The organism is Curtobacterium sp. NPDC087082 (genome assembly GCF_044745045.1).
Classification (GTDB): Bacteria; Actinomycetota; Actinomycetes; order Actinomycetales; family Microbacteriaceae; genus Curtobacterium.
On the sequence record NZ_JBIUZN010000006.1, the window covers coordinates 95380 to 117136 of the forward strand.

Annotated in this window: 18 protein-coding genes, 1 tRNA gene and 2 pseudogenes; 18 read left to right on the forward strand and 3 right to left on the reverse strand. The window is 71.9% G+C overall.

What is annotated here, in order from left to right:
• Nucleotides 1-291: 291 nt before the first annotated feature.
• Both recO and ACIPEP_RS16270 read left to right on the forward strand, forming a co-directional pair.
• A pseudogene (gene recO / locus ACIPEP_RS16265) lies at nt 292-1014 on the forward strand (DNA repair protein RecO); the annotation flags it as partial.
• A 200-nt stretch (nt 1015-1214) separates the two neighbouring features.
• Nucleotides 1215-2012, forward strand: a complete 798-nt coding sequence (locus tag ACIPEP_RS16270) for an isoprenyl transferase (RefSeq protein WP_402717831.1) — start codon at nt 1215-1217, stop codon at nt 2010-2012.
• 75 nt (nt 2013-2087) lie between these two features.
• Here ACIPEP_RS16270 and ACIPEP_RS16275 read toward each other — a convergent pair whose 3' ends face one another.
• The gene (locus ACIPEP_RS16275) at nt 2088-3014 is read right to left on the reverse strand and encodes a LysR family transcriptional regulator (protein WP_402717832.1); all 927 of its coding nucleotides are present in this window, start codon (nt 3012-3014) and stop codon (nt 2088-2090) included.
• A gap of 70 nt (nt 3015-3084) precedes the next feature.
• On the opposite strand from ACIPEP_RS16275, the gene ACIPEP_RS16280 reads away from it, so the two are divergent.
• The 4 genes from ACIPEP_RS16280 (at nt 3085) to ACIPEP_RS16295 (ending at nt 6694) form a co-directional block, all read left to right on the forward strand.
• The gene (locus ACIPEP_RS16280) at nt 3085-4134 is read left to right on the forward strand and encodes an aminotransferase class V-fold PLP-dependent enzyme (RefSeq protein WP_402717833.1); all 1050 of its coding nucleotides are present in this window, start codon (nt 3085-3087) and stop codon (nt 4132-4134) included.
• Nucleotides 4135-4248: 114 nt separating this feature from the next.
• Nucleotides 4249-5634 (forward strand): glycine--tRNA ligase, encoded by a 1386-nt coding sequence (locus ACIPEP_RS16285; RefSeq protein WP_071294830.1) that lies wholly within the window; start codon nt 4249-4251, stop codon nt 5632-5634.
• Nucleotides 5635-5792: 158 nt separating this feature from the next.
• Nucleotides 5793-6527 (forward strand): DsbA family protein, encoded by a 735-nt coding sequence (locus tag ACIPEP_RS16290; RefSeq protein WP_070418705.1) that lies wholly within the window; start codon nt 5793-5795, stop codon nt 6525-6527.
• Nucleotides 6524-6694 carry a hypothetical protein gene (locus tag ACIPEP_RS16295; RefSeq protein ID WP_175473623.1) on the forward strand — a complete coding sequence of 57 codons (171 nt, stop codon included), beginning with the start codon at nt 6524-6526 and terminating at the stop codon, nt 6692-6694. The genes ACIPEP_RS16290 and ACIPEP_RS16295 overlap by 4 nt, the downstream gene beginning before the upstream one ends.
• A gap of 7 nt (nt 6695-6701) precedes the next feature.
• Here the strand turns inward: ACIPEP_RS16295 and ACIPEP_RS16300 are convergent, their stop codons facing one another.
• Nucleotides 6702-7184 carry an aminoacyl-tRNA deacylase gene (locus ACIPEP_RS16300; protein WP_402717834.1) on the reverse strand — a complete coding sequence of 161 codons (483 nt, stop codon included), beginning with the start codon at nt 7182-7184 and terminating at the stop codon, nt 6702-6704.
• Between the two features lie 47 nt (nt 7185-7231).
• On the opposite strand from ACIPEP_RS16300, the gene dusB reads away from it, so the two are divergent.
• The 12 genes and pseudogenes from dusB to ACIPEP_RS16360 all read left to right on the forward strand — a co-directional run bounded on the left by dusB (nt 7232) and on the right by ACIPEP_RS16360 (nt 21061).
• Entirely contained in the window at nt 7232-8404 is a 1173-nt protein-coding gene (gene dusB / locus ACIPEP_RS16305; RefSeq protein ID WP_402717835.1) for a tRNA dihydrouridine synthase DusB, read from the forward strand.
• Nucleotides 8401-9690, forward strand: a complete 1290-nt coding sequence (locus ACIPEP_RS16310) for a deoxyguanosinetriphosphate triphosphohydrolase (RefSeq protein WP_071294833.1) — start codon at nt 8401-8403, stop codon at nt 9688-9690. Before dusB ends, ACIPEP_RS16310 begins: the two co-directional genes overlap by 4 nt.
• Before the next feature lie 150 nt (nt 9691-9840).
• Nucleotides 9841-11769: a DNA primase gene (dnaG, locus tag ACIPEP_RS16315; RefSeq protein ID WP_229085307.1), complete on the forward strand. Its 1929-nt coding sequence runs from the start codon at nt 9841-9843 to the stop codon at nt 11767-11769.
• Between the two features lie 905 nt (nt 11770-12674).
• A complete protein-coding gene (locus tag ACIPEP_RS16320; RefSeq protein WP_092387565.1) occupies nt 12675-14291 on the forward strand; it encodes an ABC transporter substrate-binding protein in 1617 nt (538 codons plus the stop codon).
• A 243-nt stretch (nt 14292-14534) separates the two neighbouring features.
• A pseudogene (locus ACIPEP_RS16325) lies at nt 14535-14633 on the forward strand (hypothetical protein); the annotation flags it as partial.
• A 183-nt stretch (nt 14634-14816) separates the two neighbouring features.
• Entirely contained in the window at nt 14817-15482 is a 666-nt protein-coding gene (locus ACIPEP_RS16330) for an ABC transporter permease (protein WP_374115159.1), read from the forward strand.
• A gap of 2 nt (nt 15483-15484) precedes the next feature.
• Nucleotides 15485-16480, forward strand: a complete 996-nt coding sequence (locus tag ACIPEP_RS16335; RefSeq protein WP_070418711.1) for an ABC transporter permease — start codon at nt 15485-15487, stop codon at nt 16478-16480.
• Nucleotides 16477-18195, forward strand: coding sequence for an ABC transporter ATP-binding protein (locus tag ACIPEP_RS16340; protein WP_402717836.1), 1719 nt, complete (start codon nt 16477-16479; stop codon nt 18193-18195). Before ACIPEP_RS16335 ends, ACIPEP_RS16340 begins: the two co-directional genes overlap by 4 nt.
• Nucleotides 18196-18343: 148 nt before the next feature.
• On the forward strand, nt 18344-19276 hold the full coding sequence (locus ACIPEP_RS16345; protein ID WP_070418712.1) for an ATP-binding cassette domain-containing protein: 933 nt from the start codon (nt 18344-18346) through the stop codon (nt 19274-19276).
• Nucleotides 19273-20310: a D-isomer specific 2-hydroxyacid dehydrogenase family protein gene (locus tag ACIPEP_RS16350; protein ID WP_402717837.1), complete on the forward strand. Its 1038-nt coding sequence runs from the start codon at nt 19273-19275 to the stop codon at nt 20308-20310. The genes ACIPEP_RS16345 and ACIPEP_RS16350 overlap by 4 nt, the downstream gene beginning before the upstream one ends.
• Before the next feature lie 100 nt (nt 20311-20410).
• Nucleotides 20411-20483, forward strand: a tRNA-Asn gene (locus ACIPEP_RS16355).
• A gap of 89 nt (nt 20484-20572) precedes the next feature.
• On the forward strand, nt 20573-21061 hold the full coding sequence (locus ACIPEP_RS16360) for a hypothetical protein (protein WP_070418713.1): 489 nt from the start codon (nt 20573-20575) through the stop codon (nt 21059-21061).
• Between the two features lie 96 nt (nt 21062-21157).
• On the opposite strand, the gene def is transcribed toward ACIPEP_RS16360, so the two are convergent.
• Nucleotides 21158-21733 carry a peptide deformylase gene (gene def / locus ACIPEP_RS16365; RefSeq protein WP_071294837.1) on the reverse strand — a complete coding sequence of 192 codons (576 nt, stop codon included), beginning with the start codon at nt 21731-21733 and terminating at the stop codon, nt 21158-21160.
• Nucleotides 21734-21757: the final 24 nt, after the last annotated feature.

The window sequence follows — 21757 nt, forward strand, 5'->3', positions numbered from 1 at the left end:
CGTCCAGGAGGCGCGGTGCGGGTCCGACCCGCACCGCGCCTCCTGTGCGTGGTCGCGCTGGTGCGTACGTGCGTACGTGCGTACGTGCTTGCGTGCGCGCCGCGAGCGGGACGTTTCTGTCCCGCTCGGCGGTGGCGAGCGGCGCCTTCCGCCCGCTCGGCGGACGTGAGCGGCGTGTCGCGCCCGCTCGACGCCCGCGCGCTCGACGCCCGCCTGATCGCACGCCGCGAACGCTCGTGCGCCGCGAGCGGCGCGGCGCGGAGCGTCGGTGGCGCGGGGGATACTGGACCAATGCCGCTGTACCGGGACGAGTGCGTCGTGTTGCGCACCCACAAGCTCGGTGAAGCCGACCGCATCGTCACGATGCTGAGCCGCCAGCACGGCAAGATCCGGGCGGTGGCGAAGGGCGTCCGGCGGACCGCCTCGAAGTTCGGGTCCCGGCTCGAGCCGTTCATGGTCGTCGACGCCCAGTTCTACGAGGGCCGCTCGCTCGACATCGTGACGCAGGCCGAGTCGCTCGGTTCGTACGGCGCGCAGATCGTCGCCGACTACGGGGCCTACACCGCCGCCAGCGCGATGGTCGAGACCGCCGACCGCCTGAGCGAGGCGGACGCCGGACTGCAGCAGTACCTGCTCCTCGTCGGGGCGCTCCGGTCGCTGGCGCGCGGCGAGCACGTGACGAGTGCGACGCTCGACTCGTACCTGTTGCGCGCGATGAGCATCGCGGGGTGGGCGCCGTCGTTCCGCGACTGCGCGGTCACCGGCGAGCCCGGGCCGCACTCGGCGTTCGTCGTGCAGCTCGGCGGCGTGGTGGCGGACCACGCGGCGCCCCCGGGGACACCGCGGCTCGACCCGGACACCCTGCAGCTCCTGGGCTCACTGCTCGCCGGCGACTGGGGCACGGTGGACGCGTCGGACGAGCGCACGCGCTCCCGGGCGTCCGGCGTGGTGGCGGCGTACGCCCAGTGGCACCTGGAACGATCGCTCCGGTCGCTGCCGCACGTCGACCGCACCGAGCACCCGTCCCCGGTGCATCCGACACCGGGTGGTGTGCCCGCCGCGGTCGCCGCGACCCCGGCACCCACGTTGCCGGAGCCGCCGGTCCCGTCCGACAACGCGCCCGGCAACGCAACCGACCACGCGCCCGGCAACACGCCCGGCAACGCGTCCGGCAACACGCCCGACCAGCCGTCCGACCTCGGAGGAACCCCTGCATGAGCCCGCGACGCTACGCCGAGTCCGAGCCGCTCAAGCCCGTCGACTGGACGGGTGAGCAGCCCCCGGCGATCCCGCTGCAGTTCGTCCCCGAGCACGTCGCGATCGTGATGGACGGCAACGGCCGCTGGGCGAACCAGCGCGGCCTCACCAGGGTCGAGGGGCACCGTGCGGGCGAGGCGTCGCTCCTCGACGTGGTCGCCGGCGCCGTGCAGATCGGCGTCAAGCACGTCTCGGCGTACGCGTTCTCGACCGAGAACTGGAAGCGCTCACCCGACGAGGTCCGCTTCCTGATGGGCTTCAACCGCGAGGTCCTGCACCGCCGCCGCGACCAACTGAACGCGTGGGGTGTCCGGATCCGGTGGGCGGGACGTCGGCCGCGTCTCTGGCGCAGCGTGATCGACGAGCTGCAGACCGCCGAGCGCATGACCGCCGACAACGACGTCTGCACGCTGACGATGTGCGTCAACTACGGCGGTCGGAACGAGATCGTCGACGCGGTCCGGGGCATGGCCGAGGACGTCGCGGCCGGGCGCCTCAAGCCGAGCCAGGTCACCGAGAAGGCCCTCGCGAAGCGGCTGTACGTGCCGGAGCTGCCGGACGTCGACCTCTTCCTGCGGAGCTCGGGGGAGCAGCGGACGTCCAACTTCATGCTGTGGCAGTCGGCGTACGCCGAGATGGTGTTCCTCGACCGGCTGTGGCCGGACTTCCGTCGCACCGACCTGTGGGGAGCGATCGAGCAGTACGCGCGCCGCGATCGACGGTTCGGCGGGGCGGTGGACGCACCGACGGCCTGACAGGAGGCGCGGGGCGGCGCCGACCCGCGCCTCCCGTCCGACGGTGCCCGGCTCGACCGAGCGCCCGCCTCCGGCTCAGCCGAGCAGGTGCGCCGCGCCGCGGACCGCGTCGAGCGCAGCGCGGACACTCGGCACCCGGTCCGCGCCCCGTGCCACCACCACCTCGACGCGCCTCGCGAGCTCGTCGCTCGCCGGCGTGACCGAGACGCCGGGCGGCACCACGGTGGTCGTGAGCGCGAGGCGGGGGAGCAGGGCCACACCGAGGCCCGCCGCGACCAACCCGACGACCGCCGCGGCGTTGTCCGTCTCGAGGACGATGTCCGGGGTGAAGCCGGAGGCGGCGCACGACGCGAGCAGGTGCCCTCGGCAGCGCGGGCACCCGCCGATCCAGCGCGCCTCGCGGAAGGCGGCGAGGTCCGCGACCGCGTCGGCACTGTGCGCGGACCCGCTCAGCGCTGGGGCAGGCGTCACGAGGGCGAGCGGGTCGCGACCGAGCACCCGGGTCGTGAGCGTCGGGTCGGCGCCGACGTCGTCGCCCTGCAACGCGTGCGAGAACGTCAGCGCCACGTCGACCTCGCCGCGGCGGAGGAGCTCGACGGCCTCCGGCGGTTCGGCCTCGACGTACGAGGTCACCACGCCCGGGCTCGTGGCCGACATCGCGGCGAGCACCGGCGGCACGAGGGTCGACGACGCGCTCGGGAACCCGGCGATCCGCACCCGTCCGCGGGCGAGGCCGCCGACGGCGTCGAGGTCCTCCTGCGCGGCCGCGAGGGCCGCCTGCACGGCGAGGGCGTGGTCGGCGAGGACCCGTCCCGACTCGGTCAGCGTGACGCCGCGCGCTCCGCGGAGCACGAGCTCGTGGCCCGTCCGGCGTTCGGCGCGGGCGAGCAGCTGGCTCACCGCGGGCTGGCTGTACCCGAGGGCGGCGGCCGCGCGGCTGATCGAGCCGGCGTCACGGACGGCGAGCAGCACGCGGAGGAGTTGGGGATCGAGGTCGTCCACAACGTCATGTTATGGGGGATCGAAGAAGCCTGCCCTGGTGTGATGGGTGACCCCGCGCCACCGTGGAGGCATGGACTCCTTCGTCGACGGCTCCGGCTACCTCGCGGCCTGCACCACCGGACTCCCCACGCGCGGCACGCTCGCCTCCATGCGCGCCGACCTCGACGAGTGGGAGCACGCCGCGTCCACGCCGGTCGCGTACGGCGCGCTCGTCGAGGAGGGCCGCTCGCTCTTCGCGCGCATCGTCGGCGTCGACCGGGCCCGGGTCGCCACGGGGTCGCAAACCTCCGCCATGGTCGCGGTCGTCGCCGCTGCGCTGCCGGACGGCGCCGAGGTGGTCGTCCCCGACGGCGACTTCAGTTCGCTCGTGTTCCCGTTCCTCGCCCAGGCGCACCGGGGCGTCCGGGTCCGGAGCGTCCCGCTCGCCTCCCTCGCCGACGCGGTGCGGCCCGGGACGTCCCTCGTCGCCTGGTCCGCGGTGCAGTCGTCGAGCGGCGTCGTCACCGATCCGGGGCCGGTGCTCGAGGCGGCTCGGACCGTCGGCGCGCTCACGCTGTGCGACCTCACGCAGGCCGCCGGCGTGCTCCCGGTGGACGCGGCCCCGTTCGACGTGACGGTCACGCACGCGTACAAGTGGCTGTGCGCGCCGCGCGGGGTCGCATTCTCGACGTTCTCGGACGCCGCGCTCGAACGGCTCCGCCCCGTGCAGGCCGGGTGGTACGCGGGTGCCGACGTGTGGGGGTCCTGCTACGGCCCAGCGATGCGGCTCGCCGACGACGCGCGTCGGTTCGACGTCTCGCCGGCCTGGCAGGCATGGCCGGGCGCGGTGGCTGCGCTCCGGCACGTCGCCGCGCTCGATGCGACGTCGTCCTGGAGGCACGCCACGCGTCTCACGGACCGGCTCGCCGACACGCTCGGGTCACCTCGGAGCGGTCAGGCGATCACGACGTTCGCGGACGCGGACGGCGCGGCCCTCCGGGCCCTCGCGGCAGCCGGGATCACCGCGAGCGGGCGGGCCGGTCGGCTCCGGCTGGCGTTCCACCTCTGGAACGACGAGGACGACGTGACGCGCGTGGCGGACGCGCTGGGCGCGGTGGACGGCTTCAGACCGGAGGGGTGAGGCGCGTTCTCCACAGGGGGCGCGCCTCCCGTCCGCCGAGGCCCGTGGGGCCGGTACGCTTGCCCGGTACGTTTCCGAACCGGGCACCCAGCTCGGCGACCTCTGGAGCATCCCGTGGCACAGTCCTCCCGTCTCGACAGCGTCATCGCCCTGGCCAAGGGCCGTGGCTTCGTCTTCCAGTCGGGGGAGATCTACGGCGGATCGCGCTCCGCGTGGGACTACGGGCCCCTCGGCGTCGAGCTGAAGGAGAACATCAAGCGGCAGTGGTGGCAGCGGTTCGTCCGCGGCCGCGGCGACATGGTCGGCCTCGACTCGGCCGTGATCCTGCCGCGCAAGGTGTGGGAAGCGTCCGGGCACGTCGCGACGTTCACCGACCCGCTCGTCGAGTGCCTGCACTGCCACCACCGGTTCCGCGAAGACCACCTCATCGAGGCGTTCGTGGCGAAGAAGGACCGGCAGCCCGAGGGCGGCATGGCCGAGATCGCGTGCCCGAACTGCGGTACCCGCGGCCAGTGGACCGAGCCGCGCGAGTTCTCCGGCATGCTCAAGACCTACCTCGGCCCGGTCGAGTCGGAAGAGGGCCTGAACTTCCTCCGCCCCGAGACCGCGCAGGGCATCTTCGTGGACTTCGCGCAGGTCGTGACGACCAGCCGCATGAAGCCCCCGTTCGGCATCGGCCAGGTCGGCAAGGCCTTCCGCAACGAGATCACGCCCGGCAACTTCATCTTCCGGACGCGCGAGTTCGAGCAGATGGAGATCGAGTACTTCGTGCCGCCGGCCTCCGCGCAGGAGCACTACGAGCAGTGGATCGCCGACTCGGTCGCGTTCTTCACCGACCTCGGCATCGACCCGGAGAACCTGCGGCGCTTCGACGTCCCGGACGGGGAACGCGCGCACTACTCCGACGCCACCGCCGACATCGAGTACCGCTTCGGGTTCGCGGGCACCGAGTGGGGCGAGCTCATGGGCGTCGCGAACCGCACGGACTTCGACCTCAACAACCACATCGAGTCCTCCGGCAAGGACCTCCGGTACTTCGACCAGGCCGCGAACGAGAAGTACGTGCCGTACGTCATCGAGCCGTCGTTCGGTCTCACCCGCGCGCTCATGGCGTTCCTGCTCGACGCCTACCACGAGGACGAGGCGCCGAACGCGAAGGGCGGCGTCGACAAGCGCACGGTCCTGCGGCTCGACCCGCGGCTCGCTCCGGTCAAGGCCGCCGTCCTGCCGCTGTCCCGCAACGAGCAGCTGTCGCCGGTGGCGCGTGGCCTCGCGGACGACCTGCGCAAGTACTGGAACGTGGACTTCGACGACGCGGGGGCGATCGGCCGTCGCTACCGTCGCCACGACGAGATCGGCACGCCGTTCTGCATCACGGTGGACTTCGACACGCTCGAGGACAAGGCCGTGACGGTGCGCGAGCGCGACACGATGTCGCAGGAGCGGGTGGCGCTCGACCAGCTGCAGGGGTACCTCGCGGCGCGGTTGCTCGGCGCGTAGGCGCGGCGTCGCGCGGCGCGGCCGGCGCGGCCGTTCGCACAACCAAAGGCACCCCGAACCACGCTGATGCGCGGCGCGGGGTGCTTTTGGTTGTGCGCCGCGCCCGCCGCGCCCGGCAGCGCGGGAATGCGGCTGCGGCGGCCCCGGTTGCGACCAGCATGAACGACTCTGTGAAGGTCGATGTCTGGTCGGACATCGCCTGCCCCTGGTGCTACATCGGCAAGCGGAAGTTCGAGGCCGGCGTCGCCGCCTTCGCCTCGACCCCGAACGGCGCCCCGGTCGAGGTCGAGTACCACTCCTTCGAGCTCAGCCCCGACACCCCCGTGGACTTCGAGGGCACCGAGGCCGAGTTCCTCTCCGGCCACAAGGGCATGCCCGTCGAGCAGGCGCAGCAGATGCTCGACCAGGTCTCCGGCATCGCCGCGAGCGTGGGCCTCGACTACGACTTCGAGTCGATGCACCACACCAACACGGTGAAGGCGCACCAGGTCATCCACCTGGCGAAGGAGCAGGGCAAGCAGCTCGAGATGGTCGAGCGCCTCTTCGCCGCCTACTTCGAGCGTGGTGAGCACGTCGGTCAGGACGAGTCGCTGGCGTCCCTCGCGGCCGAGGTCGGCCTCGACCCGGACGAGGTCCGCGCCACGCTCCGCGACGACTCGCAGCTCGCGGCCGTCCGCGCCGACCAGGCGCAGGCGCAGTCGTACGGCATCAACGGCGTCCCGTTCTTCGTCATCGACGGCAAGTACGGCGTCTCCGGCGCGCAGGACCCGGCTGCGTTCGAGCAGGTGCTGACGCAGGTCGTCGCCCTCCGTGGGACGACCCCGTCGGACGTCGCCGAGGCCGAGCAGCGGTCCGCCGAGGACGCGGCAGCAGACGCGGAGGCGACCCGATGACGGACGTCCGTGTCGACGGCTCGGCCGAGCCGCGCCTCCAGTCCGACGGCCAGGAGGCGCGACCCGCCCTGCTCACGCTCGTCACGCCCGGCGGTGCGCCGGTCTGCGAGGGCGACTCGTGCTTCGTGCCCGGCGCCGAGGGCGTCTGGACCGAGGTCCCCGACTGAGCGGGTGCTAGCGGACGGGCTCCTCGTCGGTGATGTCGGCGACCGTTGCGCCGTACGCCGCGACCAGGTCGTCGGCGTCGACGAAGGCGCTCGCGCCGTGCCGACCGGCGCCGAGGGCGACCCGGCGTCCGAGGATCCGTTCGTCGGCGTAGACCGGCAGGCCGCCCGTCGCGCCGATGGGCGTGATGGTGCCGCGTTCGTAGCCCGAGGCCTCGAGCGCGGTGGCGGCGTCGGGCATCGAGAGCTTGTTGACGCCGACGACGGTGCGGAGCTTCTTCCAGGCGATGGCACGGCCACCGGGTACGAGGGCGAGCAGGAAGCCGCCGTCGTGCCGCTTCACGACGAGGGTCTTCACGATGTCGCCGGGCTCGATGCCGAGCAGTGCGGCTGCCCCGTGCAGGGAGTCCGCGGCGGGTCGTTCGACCACGTCGACCCGGAGCCCTCGGGCCCGTGCGTCGGCGTCGAACCTGGTGATGGCGTCGGTCGTCATGTGGAGAACGCTACCTGCGCGCACCGACGTGGGAGGATGGGAGACGTATGACGATCACTGACGCACCCGGGACGGCGACCCGTCCGGCGAAGCCCCTGCGCATCGGCCCCATCGAGGTCGACGTGCCGGTCGTGCTCGCGCCGATGGCGGGCATCACGAACATGGCCTACCGCCGGCTCTGCCGCGAGTACGGCGCCGGCTTGTACGTGTGCGAGATGATCACCTCGCGCGCGCTCGTCGAACGCACTCCCGTGTCGATGCAGCTCATCCAGCACCACGAGTCCGAGACCCCGCGGTCGATCCAGCTGTACGGCGTCGAGCCGAACACGGTGGCCGAGGCGGCGATGATCCTCGTGGGCGAGGACCGCGCCGACCACATCGACCTCAACTTCGGGTGCCCCGTGCCGAAGGTCACGCGCAAGGGCGGGGGAGCGGCCCTGCCCTGGAAGCTCGACCTCTTCAAGGAACTCGTCACGAAGACGGTCCGTGCCGCCGGGGACGTCCCCGTCACCGTGAAGATGCGCAAGGGCATCGACGGCGACCACCTCACGTACCTCGACGCCGCCCGCATCGCGCGGGACGCCGGCGTCGCGGCGGTCTCCCTGCACGCCCGCACCGCCAACGAGCACTACTCGGGCCACGCGGACTGGTCGGCGATCGCGACGCTGAAGGAGACCATCACCGACATCCCGGTGCTCGGCAACGGCGACATCTGGTCCGCTGCCGACGCGCTCCGCATGGTCGACGAGACCGGGGCGGACGGCGTCGTCGTCGGGCGCGGGTGCCTCGGTCGGCCGTGGCTGTTCGGCGACCTCGCGGCGGCGTTCCGCGGCGAGGGGTTGCGGTACATGCCGTCCCTCGGCGAGGTGGCGGTGGCGTTCAAGCGGCACGCCGAACTGCTCGTCGAGTTCTTCGGCAGCGAGGAGCACGGCTGCCGCGACGTCCGGAAGCACGTCGCCTGGTACTTCAAGGGGTACCCGATCGGCGGCGACGTCCGGTCCGGGCTCGCGATGGCGTCCAGCCTGCAGGAGATCGACGACCTGCTCGGGCAGCTCGACCACGACGCTCCGTACCCTGGCGCCGACGCCGAGGGGCCCCGAGGTCGTGCGGGCCACCCGAAGCGCACCGCCCTGCCCGACCGCTGGCTCGAGTCGCGCGACGTCGACAGCGAGTTCCGCAAGGTCCTCGCCGCCGCCGAGCTGCACCACAGCGGCGGATGAGCGCCACGAGTTCGTACGGGCCGGCCGACGCCGAACGCTGGCTGCCCGAGACCCACGGCAACCGTCGGTCGGACTTCGCCCGTGACCGCGCCCGGCTCCTGCACTCGAGCGCGCTGCGACGGCTCGCCGCGAAGACCCAGGTGCTCAGTCCGACGACCGGGCTCGACTTCGCCCGGAACCGCCTGACGCACTCGCTCGAGGTCGCCCAGGTCGGCCGCGAGCTCGCCGACTCGCTCGGCCTCGACCCCGACGTCGTGGACACCGCCTGCCTCGCGCACGACATCGGACACCCGCCGTTCGGCCACAACGGCGAGACGGCCGTGAACGCGTGGGCGGCGGGCATCGGCGGGTTCGAGGGGAACGCGCAGACGCTGCGGCTCCTCACCCGGCTCGAGCCGAAGGTGTACGGCGCCGAGCCCGAGGACCACCGTCCGTACGGGCTGAACCTCACGCGGGCATCGCTCGACGCCAGCTGCAAGTACCCGTGGCCGGCGGCCCAGGGCGTGTCCGAGGCGTCGTCCGGCCGCACCAAGTTCGGCTTCTACGACGATGACCACGACGCGTTCGAGTGGCTCCGTGCCGGGGCTCCCCGTCGGCAGCGCTGCATCGAGGCACAGGTCATGGACCTCTCGGACGACATCGCGTACTCGGTGCACGACTTCGAGGACGCCGTCGTAGCGGGCTTCATCGACGTCGCTGCCCTGGGCGACCGCGTCGGCGAGAACGACATCGTGTCCGCCATGCACGCCTGGGTCGGCTCGGACCTCAGCCGCGACGAGCTGCTCGAGGCGTTCGACCGGCTCCGCTCGCTGCCGCTGTGGATGACCTCCTACGACGGGTCGCGTCGGGACCTGGCGCGGCTGAAGAACCTCACCTCGCAGCTGATCGGTCGGTTCGCGCGGACGGCGACCGCGGCGACGCGGGAGTCCTACGCCTCGGGCTCCCTCGTGCGCTTCGCGGCGTCGGTCGTGACCCCGCCCGAGATCATCGGCGAGATCGCGGTGCTGAAGGGCATCGTCGCGGCGTTCGTCATGACGCAGGGCGATCGGCAGCCCGTGTACGAGGACCAGCGGCGGATCCTGACCGAGCTCCTCGACGCCCTCGCGGCGAGCGGCAGCGCCGACCTCGAGCCGGGCTTCGCAGCGGACTGGCGTGCTGCGTCCGACGACGCCGGGCGGTTGCGGGCCGTGGTCGACCAGGTGGCGAGCCTGACCGACCAGGGTGCGCTGGCGTGGCACAAGCGGCTCGTGGTCGGGGACCGCGAGACGGTGCACATCCCGGTCTGACGGTCGGGCCCGGGTCACGTGCGCTGCGCCCTGGCCGCGACCCGCGGCGGGGCGGCGCCGGCGGGGCGGGGCCGAGCCGCGCCTCCTGGCCGTTGTCCACAGGTCTCGTGACGGTCGGCCGACGTCGGTCGCACGAACTAGGATCGAGGGGTGGCTGGGAGGATCGCGCGGAACGACATCGACGAGGTCCGCTCGCGTGTCAACATCGCCGACGTCGTCGGCGACTACGTGACCCTGAAGTCCGCCGGGGTGGGGTCGTTGAAGGGCCTCTGCCCCTTCCACGACGAACGCTCCCCGTCGTTCCACGTCCGTCCCCAGGTCGGGCGGTACCACTGCTTCGGCTGCGGCGAGGACGGCGACGTCTTCGACTTCGTCATCAAGCAGGACCACACGACCTTCCAGGAAGCCGTCGAGCGGATGGCCGCGAAGATCGGCTTCACGCTCCACTACGAAGAGGGCGACGGCCCCCGCACCGACTACAACGCCCGCGCGCGGCTCATCGCCGCGAACGAGGCGGCGCAGCAGTTCTACACCGCGCAGCTCACGACGGCGGCGGCCGAGCCGGCCCGGCAGTTCCTCGGTGAGCGCGGGTTCGACCCCGCGGCGGCTCAGCACTTCGGCGTCGGCTTCGCCCCGAAGTCGTACGACGCACTGCGGGACCACCTGCGCGGTCGTGGGTTCTCGCTCGAGGAGATCGTCTCCGCCGGACTCGTCAGCCAGGGCGACCGGTCGCCGTACGACCGGTTCCGCGGGCGCCTCATGTGGCCGATCCGCGACGTCACCGGGGCGACGATCGGCTTCGGTGCGCGGCGGCTGCTCGAGGACGACAAGGGCCCCAAGTACCTCAACACGCCCGAGACCCCGATCTACCACAAGAGCCAGGTGCTCTACGGGCTCGACCTCGCCCGGCGGGACATCTCGAAGCAGAAGCAGGTCGTGATCGTCGAGGGGTACACGGACGTCATGGCGTGCCACCTCGCCGGCATCACCACCGCGGTCGCCACCTGTGGCACGTCGTTCGGCGTCGACCACATCAAGGTGCTCCGGCCGATGCTCGGCGACTCGGCCAGCCGCGACCTCTCGCAGCTCGGCAACATCGTCTTCACGTTCGACCCGGACGAGGCCGGGCAGCGCGCTGCCTCGCGAGCGTTCGCGGAAGAGAGCCGCTTCGCCTCGCAGACCTACGTCGCGGTCGCGCCGGGCGGGCTCGACCCGTGCGACCTCCGGCTGGCGCGGGGTGACGCCGCGGTCACCCGCCTCATCGAGACGAAGCGCCCGATGTTCGAGTTCATCATCCGTCGCCGGCTCGCCGCGCACGACATCGAGACGGCCGAGGGGCGCGTCGCCGGCCTCCGCGACGCCGCACCGGTCGTCGCGGGCATCCGCGACCGGACCCTCGCGACGGCGTACACGCGCGAGACCGCCAAGTGGCTCGGCCTCGACATCCCCGAGGTGCGTCGCGCGGTCGAGAACGCCCGCCAGCGCGCGGGTGCGTCGACGACCGACCACCGCTCAGGAGGCGCGGCTCCAGCCACGCACGCCGGCTCCGGCGGCGAGGCGGTCGCCGTTCCGGATGAGCCCGTGGCCGGGCTCCGACTCCTGCCGAGCGACCCGATCACCCGCATGGAGCGCGACGCCGTGATGGCGATGGTGCAGCAGCCCGGGCACGTCGGGGCGCCGCTCCTCGGGTTGGCGGCGGCCGCGACCTTCTCGGCGCCGATGCTGTCCGTCGTGCGGGACGCCGTCGTGGCGAACGTCGACGCGATCGGCGCGGGGGACTGGCTCGAACGGTTGCTGCAGGACGTGCCCGGGCCGTTCCGCGGCCTCGTGCAGGAGCTCGCGCTCGCACCGATCCCCGCCCGCACCGACGAGGACCTGGCCATCTACGCGCGGAGCATCGTCGTCGCGCTGGTGGAGCGGGACCTGCTCGCGCGGAAGGCATCGCTGCTCGGGCAGTTGCAGCGGGCGGACCCGAACGAGCAGGCCGATCGGCGGGCGGAGATCCAGCGGCAGCTCGTGGACATCGACGCGCAGCGGATGCGGTTGCGCGCGGACGCCGAGGCGGCGGCGAACTCGTAGGCGGGTCGCGGCGCCCACCTGGCTGCCGTGCGGTCGGGCGCCCGTGGTCGCCCGTGGTCGCCCGCGCGGGGTCGCTCGCCCCGGGTTTGTTCGCCGAGGTCGCCCGCCGAGGTCGCACGACACGCCGCGTGCGTGTCGCCAAGGTCGCGCGAACGGCCGGTCGGTAGCGCTCGGAGCGGCACTTCGTGCGACCTCGGGCCAGGGCCAGCCACGCGCACGGGGTGGACCCGCGTGCGGTGGACGTGACCGGAGCGTCATCGGGGGATGCGGTGCGGACTGGCGCCGCGCCTCCAGGGTGCCGAGGTCGCACGACGCGCCGCGTGCGTGTCGCCGAGGTCGCACGAACGGCCGGCCGGGCGGCTCGGAGGGCGGCACTTCGCGCGACCTCGGCGCTGCCTGCCGGGCGCCCTGGCGGCCCCCCGGGATGCCGAGCGGGCGGGACGCGCCGCGTGCGTCTCGGCGAGCGGGCGGAACATGCCGCATGCTGCGCGTGAGGGGTGCGTACATCGCCCGCTCGCGACCCGGCGAACCCGGCGAGCCCGGCGAACCCGGCGAACCCGGGGAAGCGCCGCCGGCTACCTCGAGCGGGCGGAATGCGCCGGATGCCGGGCGCGAGCGGTGCGGACATCGCCCGCTCGCGCGCCGGGGCGCCGGGCCGCCCGGGCCGCCCGGGCCGGCAGAGCCCCGCGTTGCAGCGCGCAACAATCCTGCGCGACGCGCCGGCCGGACACGCACGGATGATGCATCACGCGACGCGACCGTGCATTACAGCGGTGTAAACAAATCTCCCTCGGTCCGTGCAGTTCCGTGACAGGGTGATAGCAATGAGCGTTCCTGGCCGGGCACACAGTCGATCCACCTCCGGCCCAGGACCCTTGCATTCATCACCAAGAGAGGCATCGGACATGGCATCCGTGACCAAGTGGGGCAAGCGCGGCATCGCGCTCGGCGCCGGAGTGGCAGCGACGGCGCTGGTGCTCAGCGGCTGCGCGAGCAGCAGCGTGAGCGACACCGCCCTGAACGGCATCAGCATCGGGACGACCGACAAGATCACGTCGCTCGACCCGGCGGGCTCGTACGACAACGGCTCGTTCGCCGTGCAGAACCAGGTCTTCCCGTTCCTGATGAACACGCCGGTGGGCAGCCCCGACGTCAAGCCGGACATCGCGACCAAGGGCGAGTTCACGAACGACACCACGTACACGGTGACGCTCAAGAAGGGCCTGAAGTTCGCGAACGGGAACGACCTCACGTCGAGCGACGTGAAGTTCTCGTTCGAACGCGAGCTGAAGATCAACAACGAGAACGGGCCGCAGTCCCTGCTCGCCAACCTCAAGAGCATCGACACGCCGGACGACACGACGGTCGTGTTCAACCTCGACCACGCCGACCAGACCTGGCCGCAGGTGCTCTCCAGCCCCGCCGGCCCGATCGTCGACGAGCAGGTCTTCTCGGCCGACAAGCTCACGCCGGCTGCGGACATCGTCAAGGGCAAGGCGTTCGCCGGGCAGTACTCGATCAGCTCCTACAAGGAGAACGACACGATCCAGTACAAGGCGAACAAGAACTACGACGGCCTCCTGGGCAAGCCGAAGACCGACGAGGTCACGGCGAGCTACTACACCAAGGAGACCGACCTCAAGCTCGCCGTCCAGAAAGGTGACGTCGACGTCGCCTACCGCTCGCTGACGCCGACCGACATCGCCGACCTCCGCAAGGACGACAAGGTGAAGGTCACCGACGGCCCCGGCGGTGAGATCCGCTACCTGGTCTTCAACTTCAACACGCAGCCGTTCGGCGCGAAGCAGTCGGACGCCGACGAGACGAAGGCCCTGGCCGTGCGCCAGGCCGTGGCGGACGTCGTCGACCGCGAGAAGCTCGCCAAGGACGTCTACAACGACACCTACTCGCCGCTCTACTCGATGGTGCCGGACGGCCTCACCGGTGCCGCGAAGCCCTTCGAGGAGCTCTACGGCGACGGCGACGGCGGCGCGGACGTCGACAAGGCGAAGGAGACCCTGTCGAAGGCGGGCGTCACCGGCAAGGTGCAGCTCGACATCCAGTACGCACCGGACCACTACGGTTCGACGTCGGACGACGAGTACGCCGAGCTCAAGACCCAGCTCGAGAACTCCGGCCTGTTCACCGTGAACATCCAGTCGACGGTCTACACGACCTACGCACAGGAGCGCACGAAGGACGCCTACCCGGTGTACCAGCTCGGCTGGTTCCCGGACTTCTCGGACGCCGACAACTACCTGTCGCCGTTCTTCACGAAGGACAACTTCGTGCAGAACCACTACGACGACCCGACGATCCAGCAGCTCATCTCCGAGGAGCAGCAGGAGTCCGACAAGGACAAGCGCGCGGACCTCATCGAGCAGGCGCAGGAGCGTGAGGCGACGCAGATCTCGACGCTGCCGCTGCTGCAGGGCAAGTCGGTCGCCGTCGCGGCCAAGGACGTCAAGGGCCTGACCCTCGACTCCTCGTACAAGTTCCGGTACGCGACCCTCTCCAAGTAAGACCGGTTCCGGCCCACGGGGGCGTTCCCACGAGGAGCGCCCCCGTGACCGCGTCCCCAACGGCACCGAAAGGCACCCGTCCCCGTGACCCTCAGCACCCCAGAGGCGAGCTCGGAACTGGCCACCGACCCCACCAAGCCCGAGGCACAGCGCAGTGCCAAGAGCAGCGGCGGCGGACTCGGCCGGTACGTCCTCGTCCGGTTCCTCCTCATCTTCCCGACCGTCTTCATCCTGGTGACGCTCGTGTTCTTCCTGATGCGCGTCATCGGGAACCCGATCACCGCATCGGTCGGCGGCCGACTCACGCCGTCCCAGCTGCAGGAACGCCTGCACGCCGCGGGCTACGACCGCCCGGTCTTCGTCCAGTACATCGAGTACCTCGGCAACATCGTCCGCGGCGACTTCGGCACGACGGCCACCGACAACCGGCCGATCACCGAGATCATCGTCACGTACGGCGGCGCGACCGCCGAGCTCGTCTTCTACGCGCTCATCGTCGCGCTGCTGCTCGGCATCCCGCTCGGCATGCTCGCCGCGTACATGCGCGACAAGTGGCCGGACGTCCTGTTCCGCGCGCTCGCGATCCTCACCTACGCGACCCCGGTGTTCTTCGGCGGCCTGCTGCTCAAGCTCGTCTTCTCGGTGTGGCTCGGCTGGCTCCCGCTCGGCGACCGCGCGTCCACGCGGGTGTCGCTCGTCCTCGACAACATCCAGGGCGCGACGGGCATCTACCTCATCGACGCCCTGCGCACCGGCAACGCCCAGATCATCGGGGACGTGCTGGCGCACGCCGTCCTGCCGGCACTGACCCTGGGGCTCCTCACCGCCGGCATCTTCCTGCGCCTGGTGCGCGCGAACATGATCGGGACGCTCGGTTCCGAGTACGTCGACGCGGCCCGCTCGCGCGGCGTTCGGGAGGCGCGGCTCGTCCGCACGCACGCGTTCCGTCCCGCCCTCGTGCCGATCATCACGGTGATGGGACTCCAGATCGCCATGCTCCTGGGCGGTTCCGTCCTCACCGAGACCACCTTCGGGTGGCGCGGGCTCGGCTTCGAGCTCAACCAGTACCTGTCGGCCCGCGACTTCGTCGCGGTCCAGGGCATCGTCGCGATGCTCGCGGTGATCGTCGCGGTGACGAACTTCATCGTGGACGTCGTCGCGGCCCTCATCGACCCGAGAGTGAGGTTCTAGAGATGGCTGACACCTCCCTCGTCGACCGCCACGAGCCGCTCTGGAAGCGGCTGCCCGTCGTGCTGCAGCTCCGTCGGAGCACGGGCTGGCAGCGCGCCATGCTCATCACCGGCGTGGTCATCTGCGCGCTGTACCTCCTCGTCGCGATCGCCGCGCCGCTCATCGCCCCGTACGGCTTCGGCCAGCTGCAGGGCGCCGACGGGCAGAGCTTCCCGCGCACCGGTGCACCGAGCGCCACGCACATCTGGGGAACCACCGTCGGCGGCTTCGACGTCTTCAGCCGCGTCGTCTACGGCGCCCGGACCGCGGTGCTCGTGGTCATCGTGGCCGTCGTCGTGTCGATCATCATCGGCGTCCTGCTCGGCATGGTCTCCGGCTACATCGGCGGCTGGCTCGACCGGATCCTCGTCGTCGTGGCGGACGCGATCTACGCGTTCCCCTCGCTGCTCCTCGCCATCGTGGTGTCGATCGTCATCTCCGGCGGCAACTCGAGCTACTCGGGCGGCATCATCGCCGCGGCGATCTCGATCACGGTCGTGTACGTCCCGCAGTACTTCCGGGTCGTCCGCGCCGAGGCCGTGCGGCTCAAGAACGAGGCGTTCGTCGAGTCCGCGCGGGTGATGGGCACGAACCCGTGGCGCATCATGACCCGGCACGTGCTGCGGAACTCGACGCGCTCCCTCCCGCTGATCCTCACGCTGAACGCGAGCGACGCGATCCTGACGCTCGCGGGCCTCGGCTTCCTGGGCTTCGGCATCGGCCCGACCAGCGGCGCGGAGTGGGGCTACGACCTCAGCCGTGCGCTGTCCGACGTCGCGAGCGGCGTCTGGTGGACCGGCGTCTTCCCGGGTGTCGCGATCGTGGTGCTCGTCCTCGGCGTGACGTTCATCGGCGAGAGCCTCAACGACATCTCCGACCCGCGTCTGCGTGCGCGACGCCGGCTCAAGCAGCTGGTGTCCCGCAAGCAGACGGCCAGCACGGAAGGGGCGACCGCATGACGGACGCGACCAACCAGTCCCGCGCCTCCACGCGCCTCCTGGCCGGCGACACCACGACGGAACCGGTCGTCGTCGTCGACGACCTGACCGTCACCTTCGCGACCGACGGCGGTGCCGTCGACGCGGTCAAGGGCGTCAGCATCGACGTCCGCCCCGGCGAGGTCCTCGCCCTCGTCGGCGAGTCCGGCTCGGGCAAGTCCGTCACGGCGCGGAGCATCCTGCGCCTCATGCCGGAGACGGCGACGCTCGGTGGTGCGGTGTTCCTCGACGGCACGGACGTCGTGACCGTCGGCGCGCAGAAGCTCCGGAGCCTGCGCGGCACCGCGGGCGCGATGGTGTTCCAGGAGCCCTCCACTGCGCTGAACCCGGTCTTCACGGTCGGGTGGCAGATCGCCGAGGGGCTCCGGGCCCACGGCGGCGTCTCCGCGAAGGAGGCCCGCGCGAAGGCGATCGACTACCTCCGCCGCGTCGGCATCCCCGATCCCGAGACCCGGGTCGACCACTACCCGCACCAGTTCTCCGGCGGTCAGAAGCAGCGCGTCGTCATCGCGAGCGCGCTCGCCCTCGAACCGTCGGTGATCATCGCCGACGAGCCGACCACCGCCCTCGACGTGACGGTCCAGGCGGAGATCCTCGACCTGCTCCGCCGGTGCCGCGACGAGTTCGGCGCGGCGATCGTCATCATCACGCACAACATGGGCGTCGTCGCCGACCTGGCGGACCGCGTCGCCGTGATGTACCAGGGCGAGGTCGTCGAAGAGGCCCCGGTCGCCGAGCTGTTCGCGGCGCCGCAGGCCGACTACACGAAGCGCCTGCTCGCCGCCGTGCCCCGGCTCGAGGCCTCCACCGGGGTCGCCCGCCGTGCCGCGATCAGTGACGACGTCGAGCCGCTCGTCCGCGCACGCGGGCTCGAGATCGAGTACCCGGGCCGGCTCGGGTCGCACGCGTTCAAGGCGGTCAAGGGCGTCGACCTCGACATCCGTCCCGGCGAGGTCCTCGGCCTCGTGGGGGAGTCCGGCTCCGGCAAGACGACCATCGGCCGCGCGATCGCCGGCCTGACGAAGATCACCGGCGGCTCGCTCGAGGTGCTCGGCACCGAGATGCTCGGGTACCGCGAACGCGACTTCAAGCGGCACCGCAAGGACATCGGGTTCGTCTTCCAGGACCCGGCGACCTCGTTCAACCCGCTGCTCACGATCTCGGAGTGCGTCGCCGAACCGCTCGTCGTGCACGGCGAGGTGTCGAGCCCGCGTGCCGCCCGGAAGCGTGTCGGCGAACTGCTCGAGGCCGTGCAGCTCCCGGCGGCCTACGGCGACCGGTACCCGCACGAGCTGTCCGGCGGCCAGCGGCAGCGCGCGTCGCTCGCACGGTCGCTCGCGCTCCGGCCGAAGCTCCTCATCGCCGACGAGCCGACGAGTGCGCTCGACGTGTCCGTCCAGGCGCGCGTGCTCGAGCTGTTCCTCGAGCTGCAGCAGGACCTCGGGTTCGCGTCGCTGTTCATCAGCCACGACCTCGCCGTGGTCGGCGCGCTCTCCGACCGGATCGCCGTGCTCTACCGCGGCGACCTGGTCGAGACGGGCACCACGGCCGAGGTCCTCGGCTCGCCGCAGCACCCGTACACGCAGCGTCTCCTGGCGTCACTCCCGGTGCCGGATCCGGCGGAACAGGCGGAGCGACGGCGTACGCTTGTGGAACTGGAGAACGCCGGGTCCTGACCCGACGCGACCATCTCGGGAGGCGCGGCTGACGTCGACGACGCACGCCGCGCCTCCTGGGCGGTCACCTCCACCGCAACACGCACGACGGTCGGTGCAGCCCGGTCCGTCGCGAACCGCCGCCAGGGGGCGGCGTGGAAGGGGACCCATGATCGCGGTCAACGGACCGGCGGTCGTCGCGGACGACGTGTCGATCGAGTACCGGAGCGGACGGGGGACGGATGCGATCCGGGCCGTCGACGGCGTGAGCCTCACGGTCCGTCAGGGGGAGATCCTGGCCGTGCTCGGCGAGTCCGGGTCCGGCAAGTCGACGTTCGCCGCGGCGATCGCCGGCCAGCTCGGCACCACCGGCGAGGGCGACGGCGCCCACCGTCGGCACATCGTCGGGGGCGAACTCACGGTCCTCGGGCAGAAGACGCGTGGGCTCCGACCGACGTCCCGCAAGCTCGAGCGGCTGAGTGGCCGCATCGGCTACCTGCCGCAGGACGGCGCGGACCGGCTCAGCCCGGACCTCACCGTCGGCGAGGCGATCGCGGAACCGATCTACGCACGTGACCGCCGGTTCGACCGCAAGGAAGCCGGCCTCATCGTCGCCCGCCTGGTCGACGCCGTGCACCTGCCGCTCGGGGTGATGCGGCTCAACACGTGGGAGCTCTCGAGCGGGCAGCGGCAGCGCGTCGCCCTCGCGAAGGCGCTCGTGCTCGAGCCCCAGCTGCTCGTCGCCGACGAACCCGCCCGCGGCGTGGACGTGCTCGTGCGGCAGTCGGTGCTCGAGGCGCTGGCGACCCTGCAGCGGAACCGGCAGTTCTCGGCGGTCGTGGTGTCGAGCGACCTGCGCGAGGCCCGGGCACTGGCCGACCGGGTGGCGATCATGGCCGAGAGCCGGCTCGTCGGCCTCGGCACCTTCGACGAGGTCCTCGACAACCCCGTCGACCCCTACGTCAAGACGCTCGCGTCGACGGCGGCCCGTCCGGTGAAGCGTCGGCAGCCGGCGTCGGCCGCGCCCCGTCGGTCCTCGGCGCCGCGTCGGCCGGTCGCCGCCGGCACCGGTCCGCGCGCGGAGCGGCAGGAGAACGCATGAGTACGGGTGCGTCCTCGGGTACGTCTTCGTCGTCGGGCGCGCGCGGGCACCGGGCAGTGGTGACCGACGCGGGTGTCGAACTGCCGGTCGCCCCGCCGACCGCCGGACCGATCGCGATCCTGCCCGCCGGGGACGGCACCGCCCTCCACGAGGACGCCGTCGCCGCAGCCGGTGGGACCGTCGCGCCGCTCGGGGCGGACACCGCCGGACTCGTGTGGCTCGACCCTCGCGATCCCGCGGGACTCGCCGACGCGCTCGACGGCGCACCGTCCATCGGCTGGGTCCAGCTACCGTTCGCCGGCGTCGACGCCTTCGCGTCGCTGATCGCCGAGCACGGCGACCGGGTGCTGTTCACCTCGGCCAAGGGCGCGTACGCCGAGCCCGTCGCCGAGCACGCCCTCGCACTGACGCTCGGGACGCTGCGGGTGCTGCAGAAGCGTGCCCGTGCGCGGTCGTGGGCGACCGAGCCCGAGGGTGTCTCGCTCTACGGCCGGAACGTGGTCGTCATCGGCGCGGGTGGCATCGCGCTGGAGTACATCCGCCTGCTCGCGCCGTTCGAGGTCTCGGTCACCGTGGTGCGCCGGTCGTCCTCGCCGGTGCCCGGGGCGGACCGGACCGTCACGACCGACCAGCTCGACGACGTCCTGCCCGATGCCGACGTGGTCATGATCGCCGCGGCGATGACCTCGGGGACCGCGAAGCTGTTCGGGCCCGCGCAGTTCGCGATCATGAAGCCGTCGGCACGGCTCGTGAACATCGCCCGCGGGGGACTGGTCGACACCGCCGCGCTCGTGGACGCCCTGCGCAGCGGTGCGATCGCGGCGGCCGGACTCGACGTCACCGACCCGGAGCCGTTGCCGGACGGACACCCGCTCTGGGACGAGCCGGGCGCGATCATCACGCCGCACCAGGCCGACACGCCGGAGATGGTGGCGCCGCTGCTGGCCGAGCGCGTGCGGGTGAACACCGTGGCGTTCCTCGGCGGGGCCGGCGAGGGCTTCGTCGGCGTGGTCGACCCGGTCGCGGGGTACTGAGCGCGGCACGCCCGGGATGCGTGGCGGATGCGCGGGGTCGCTCCCGGGTGCTGCTATGCTGTTACCCGTTGTTCGCACGACATTCGCCAGCGGACAGTGATCCTCGATAGCTCAATTGGCAGAGCAGCCGGCTGTTAACCGGCAGGTTGTTGGTTCGAGTCCAACTCGGGGAGCAGCACGGCCCTCACCTTCGGGTGGGGGCCTTTTGCGTGGCGTCGGAGCTCGCAGCGGACGCATGGCCGGAAGCTGTTAGCGTTCACAGGTGATCACCGTGCGCCGAGCCCTCGCCGCGGGCGTCGTCGCGGCCGCGGCGATCGGCCTCGTGGGGTGCACGACCGGCGCGGAGTCCGAGCCGGGCGACTCGCTCGACACCACCGCCACCTCGGGCGTCGCGGTGTCCGGCACGGCACCGATCGTCTTCGCGTTCGTCTGCGACGTGGGGACGTCGGACCGCTCCGAGACGTACACGACCTACTCCGCCGTGTGGGACGACGAGCGCACCGACTGCCGGGCGCAGCGGATCACCGGCACCGAGATGTCGACGCAGCAGCGCTCCGCGGTCGACGCCGCCGAGGGGGACGCCACGCTTGAGGAACTCGCGACCACCTGCGCGGTGCGGGGGACCGGGCCGTGGGCGGCCTCCGTCGACTCGTCGGCCGAGGCGCACGTCGCGGCCGGTCTGCTCGAGTACTGCCCGGGGCATCCGGAGACCGAGCACCTGCGGGACGCGATCGCTGCCTGGCGGGGGTGAGCCGCGCCTCCTGGGCCCTCGCCGTGCGTCCCCGCTGACCGGGCCCTCGCCTTGCGTCCCCGCTGACCGGGCCCGAGCCGACTAGGTCCGCCGCCGTCAGCCCTCGGGGTGGTCGCGCCCGGGCAGCCAGGACTTGCCCGGGCCGCCCCAGCTGTTCTTCCTGATGGCCTTCGCGACCTGCTTGCCGTACGGGTGCACGAGCCGGTCCGCGTAGAGGTACCCGTCGAGGTGGTCGTACTCGTGCTGGAAGATGCGGGCGAGCCAGCCGTGGGCCTCGACCTCGAACGGCGTGCCGTGCTCGTCGACGGCACGGAGCAGCGCGCCCTCGGAGCGGCGGAGCGGGAACCGTTCGCCCGGGACCGAGAGGCAGCCCTCGGACTCCTCGTCCTCGTCGAGCTCCTCCACAGCCTCGGGAACGGCGGGGGTCGTCCACAGGACGGGGTTCACCGCGACGCCGCGGTGCAGGACCTCGTCATCATCGGTCCATGAGTACACGAACAGCCGCTTGCCGACGCCGACCTGCGGGCCGGCCAGTCCGACCCCGGGTGCGAGGTCCATCGTCTCGAACATGTCGGCGACCAGCGATCGCAGGTCGTCGTCGAAGTCGGTGACCTCGGCTGCACGCTCGTGCAGGACGGGTTCGCCGGTGATGCGGATCGGGAGAACGGCCATTCACCCAGGTTATCCGGCGGGGAA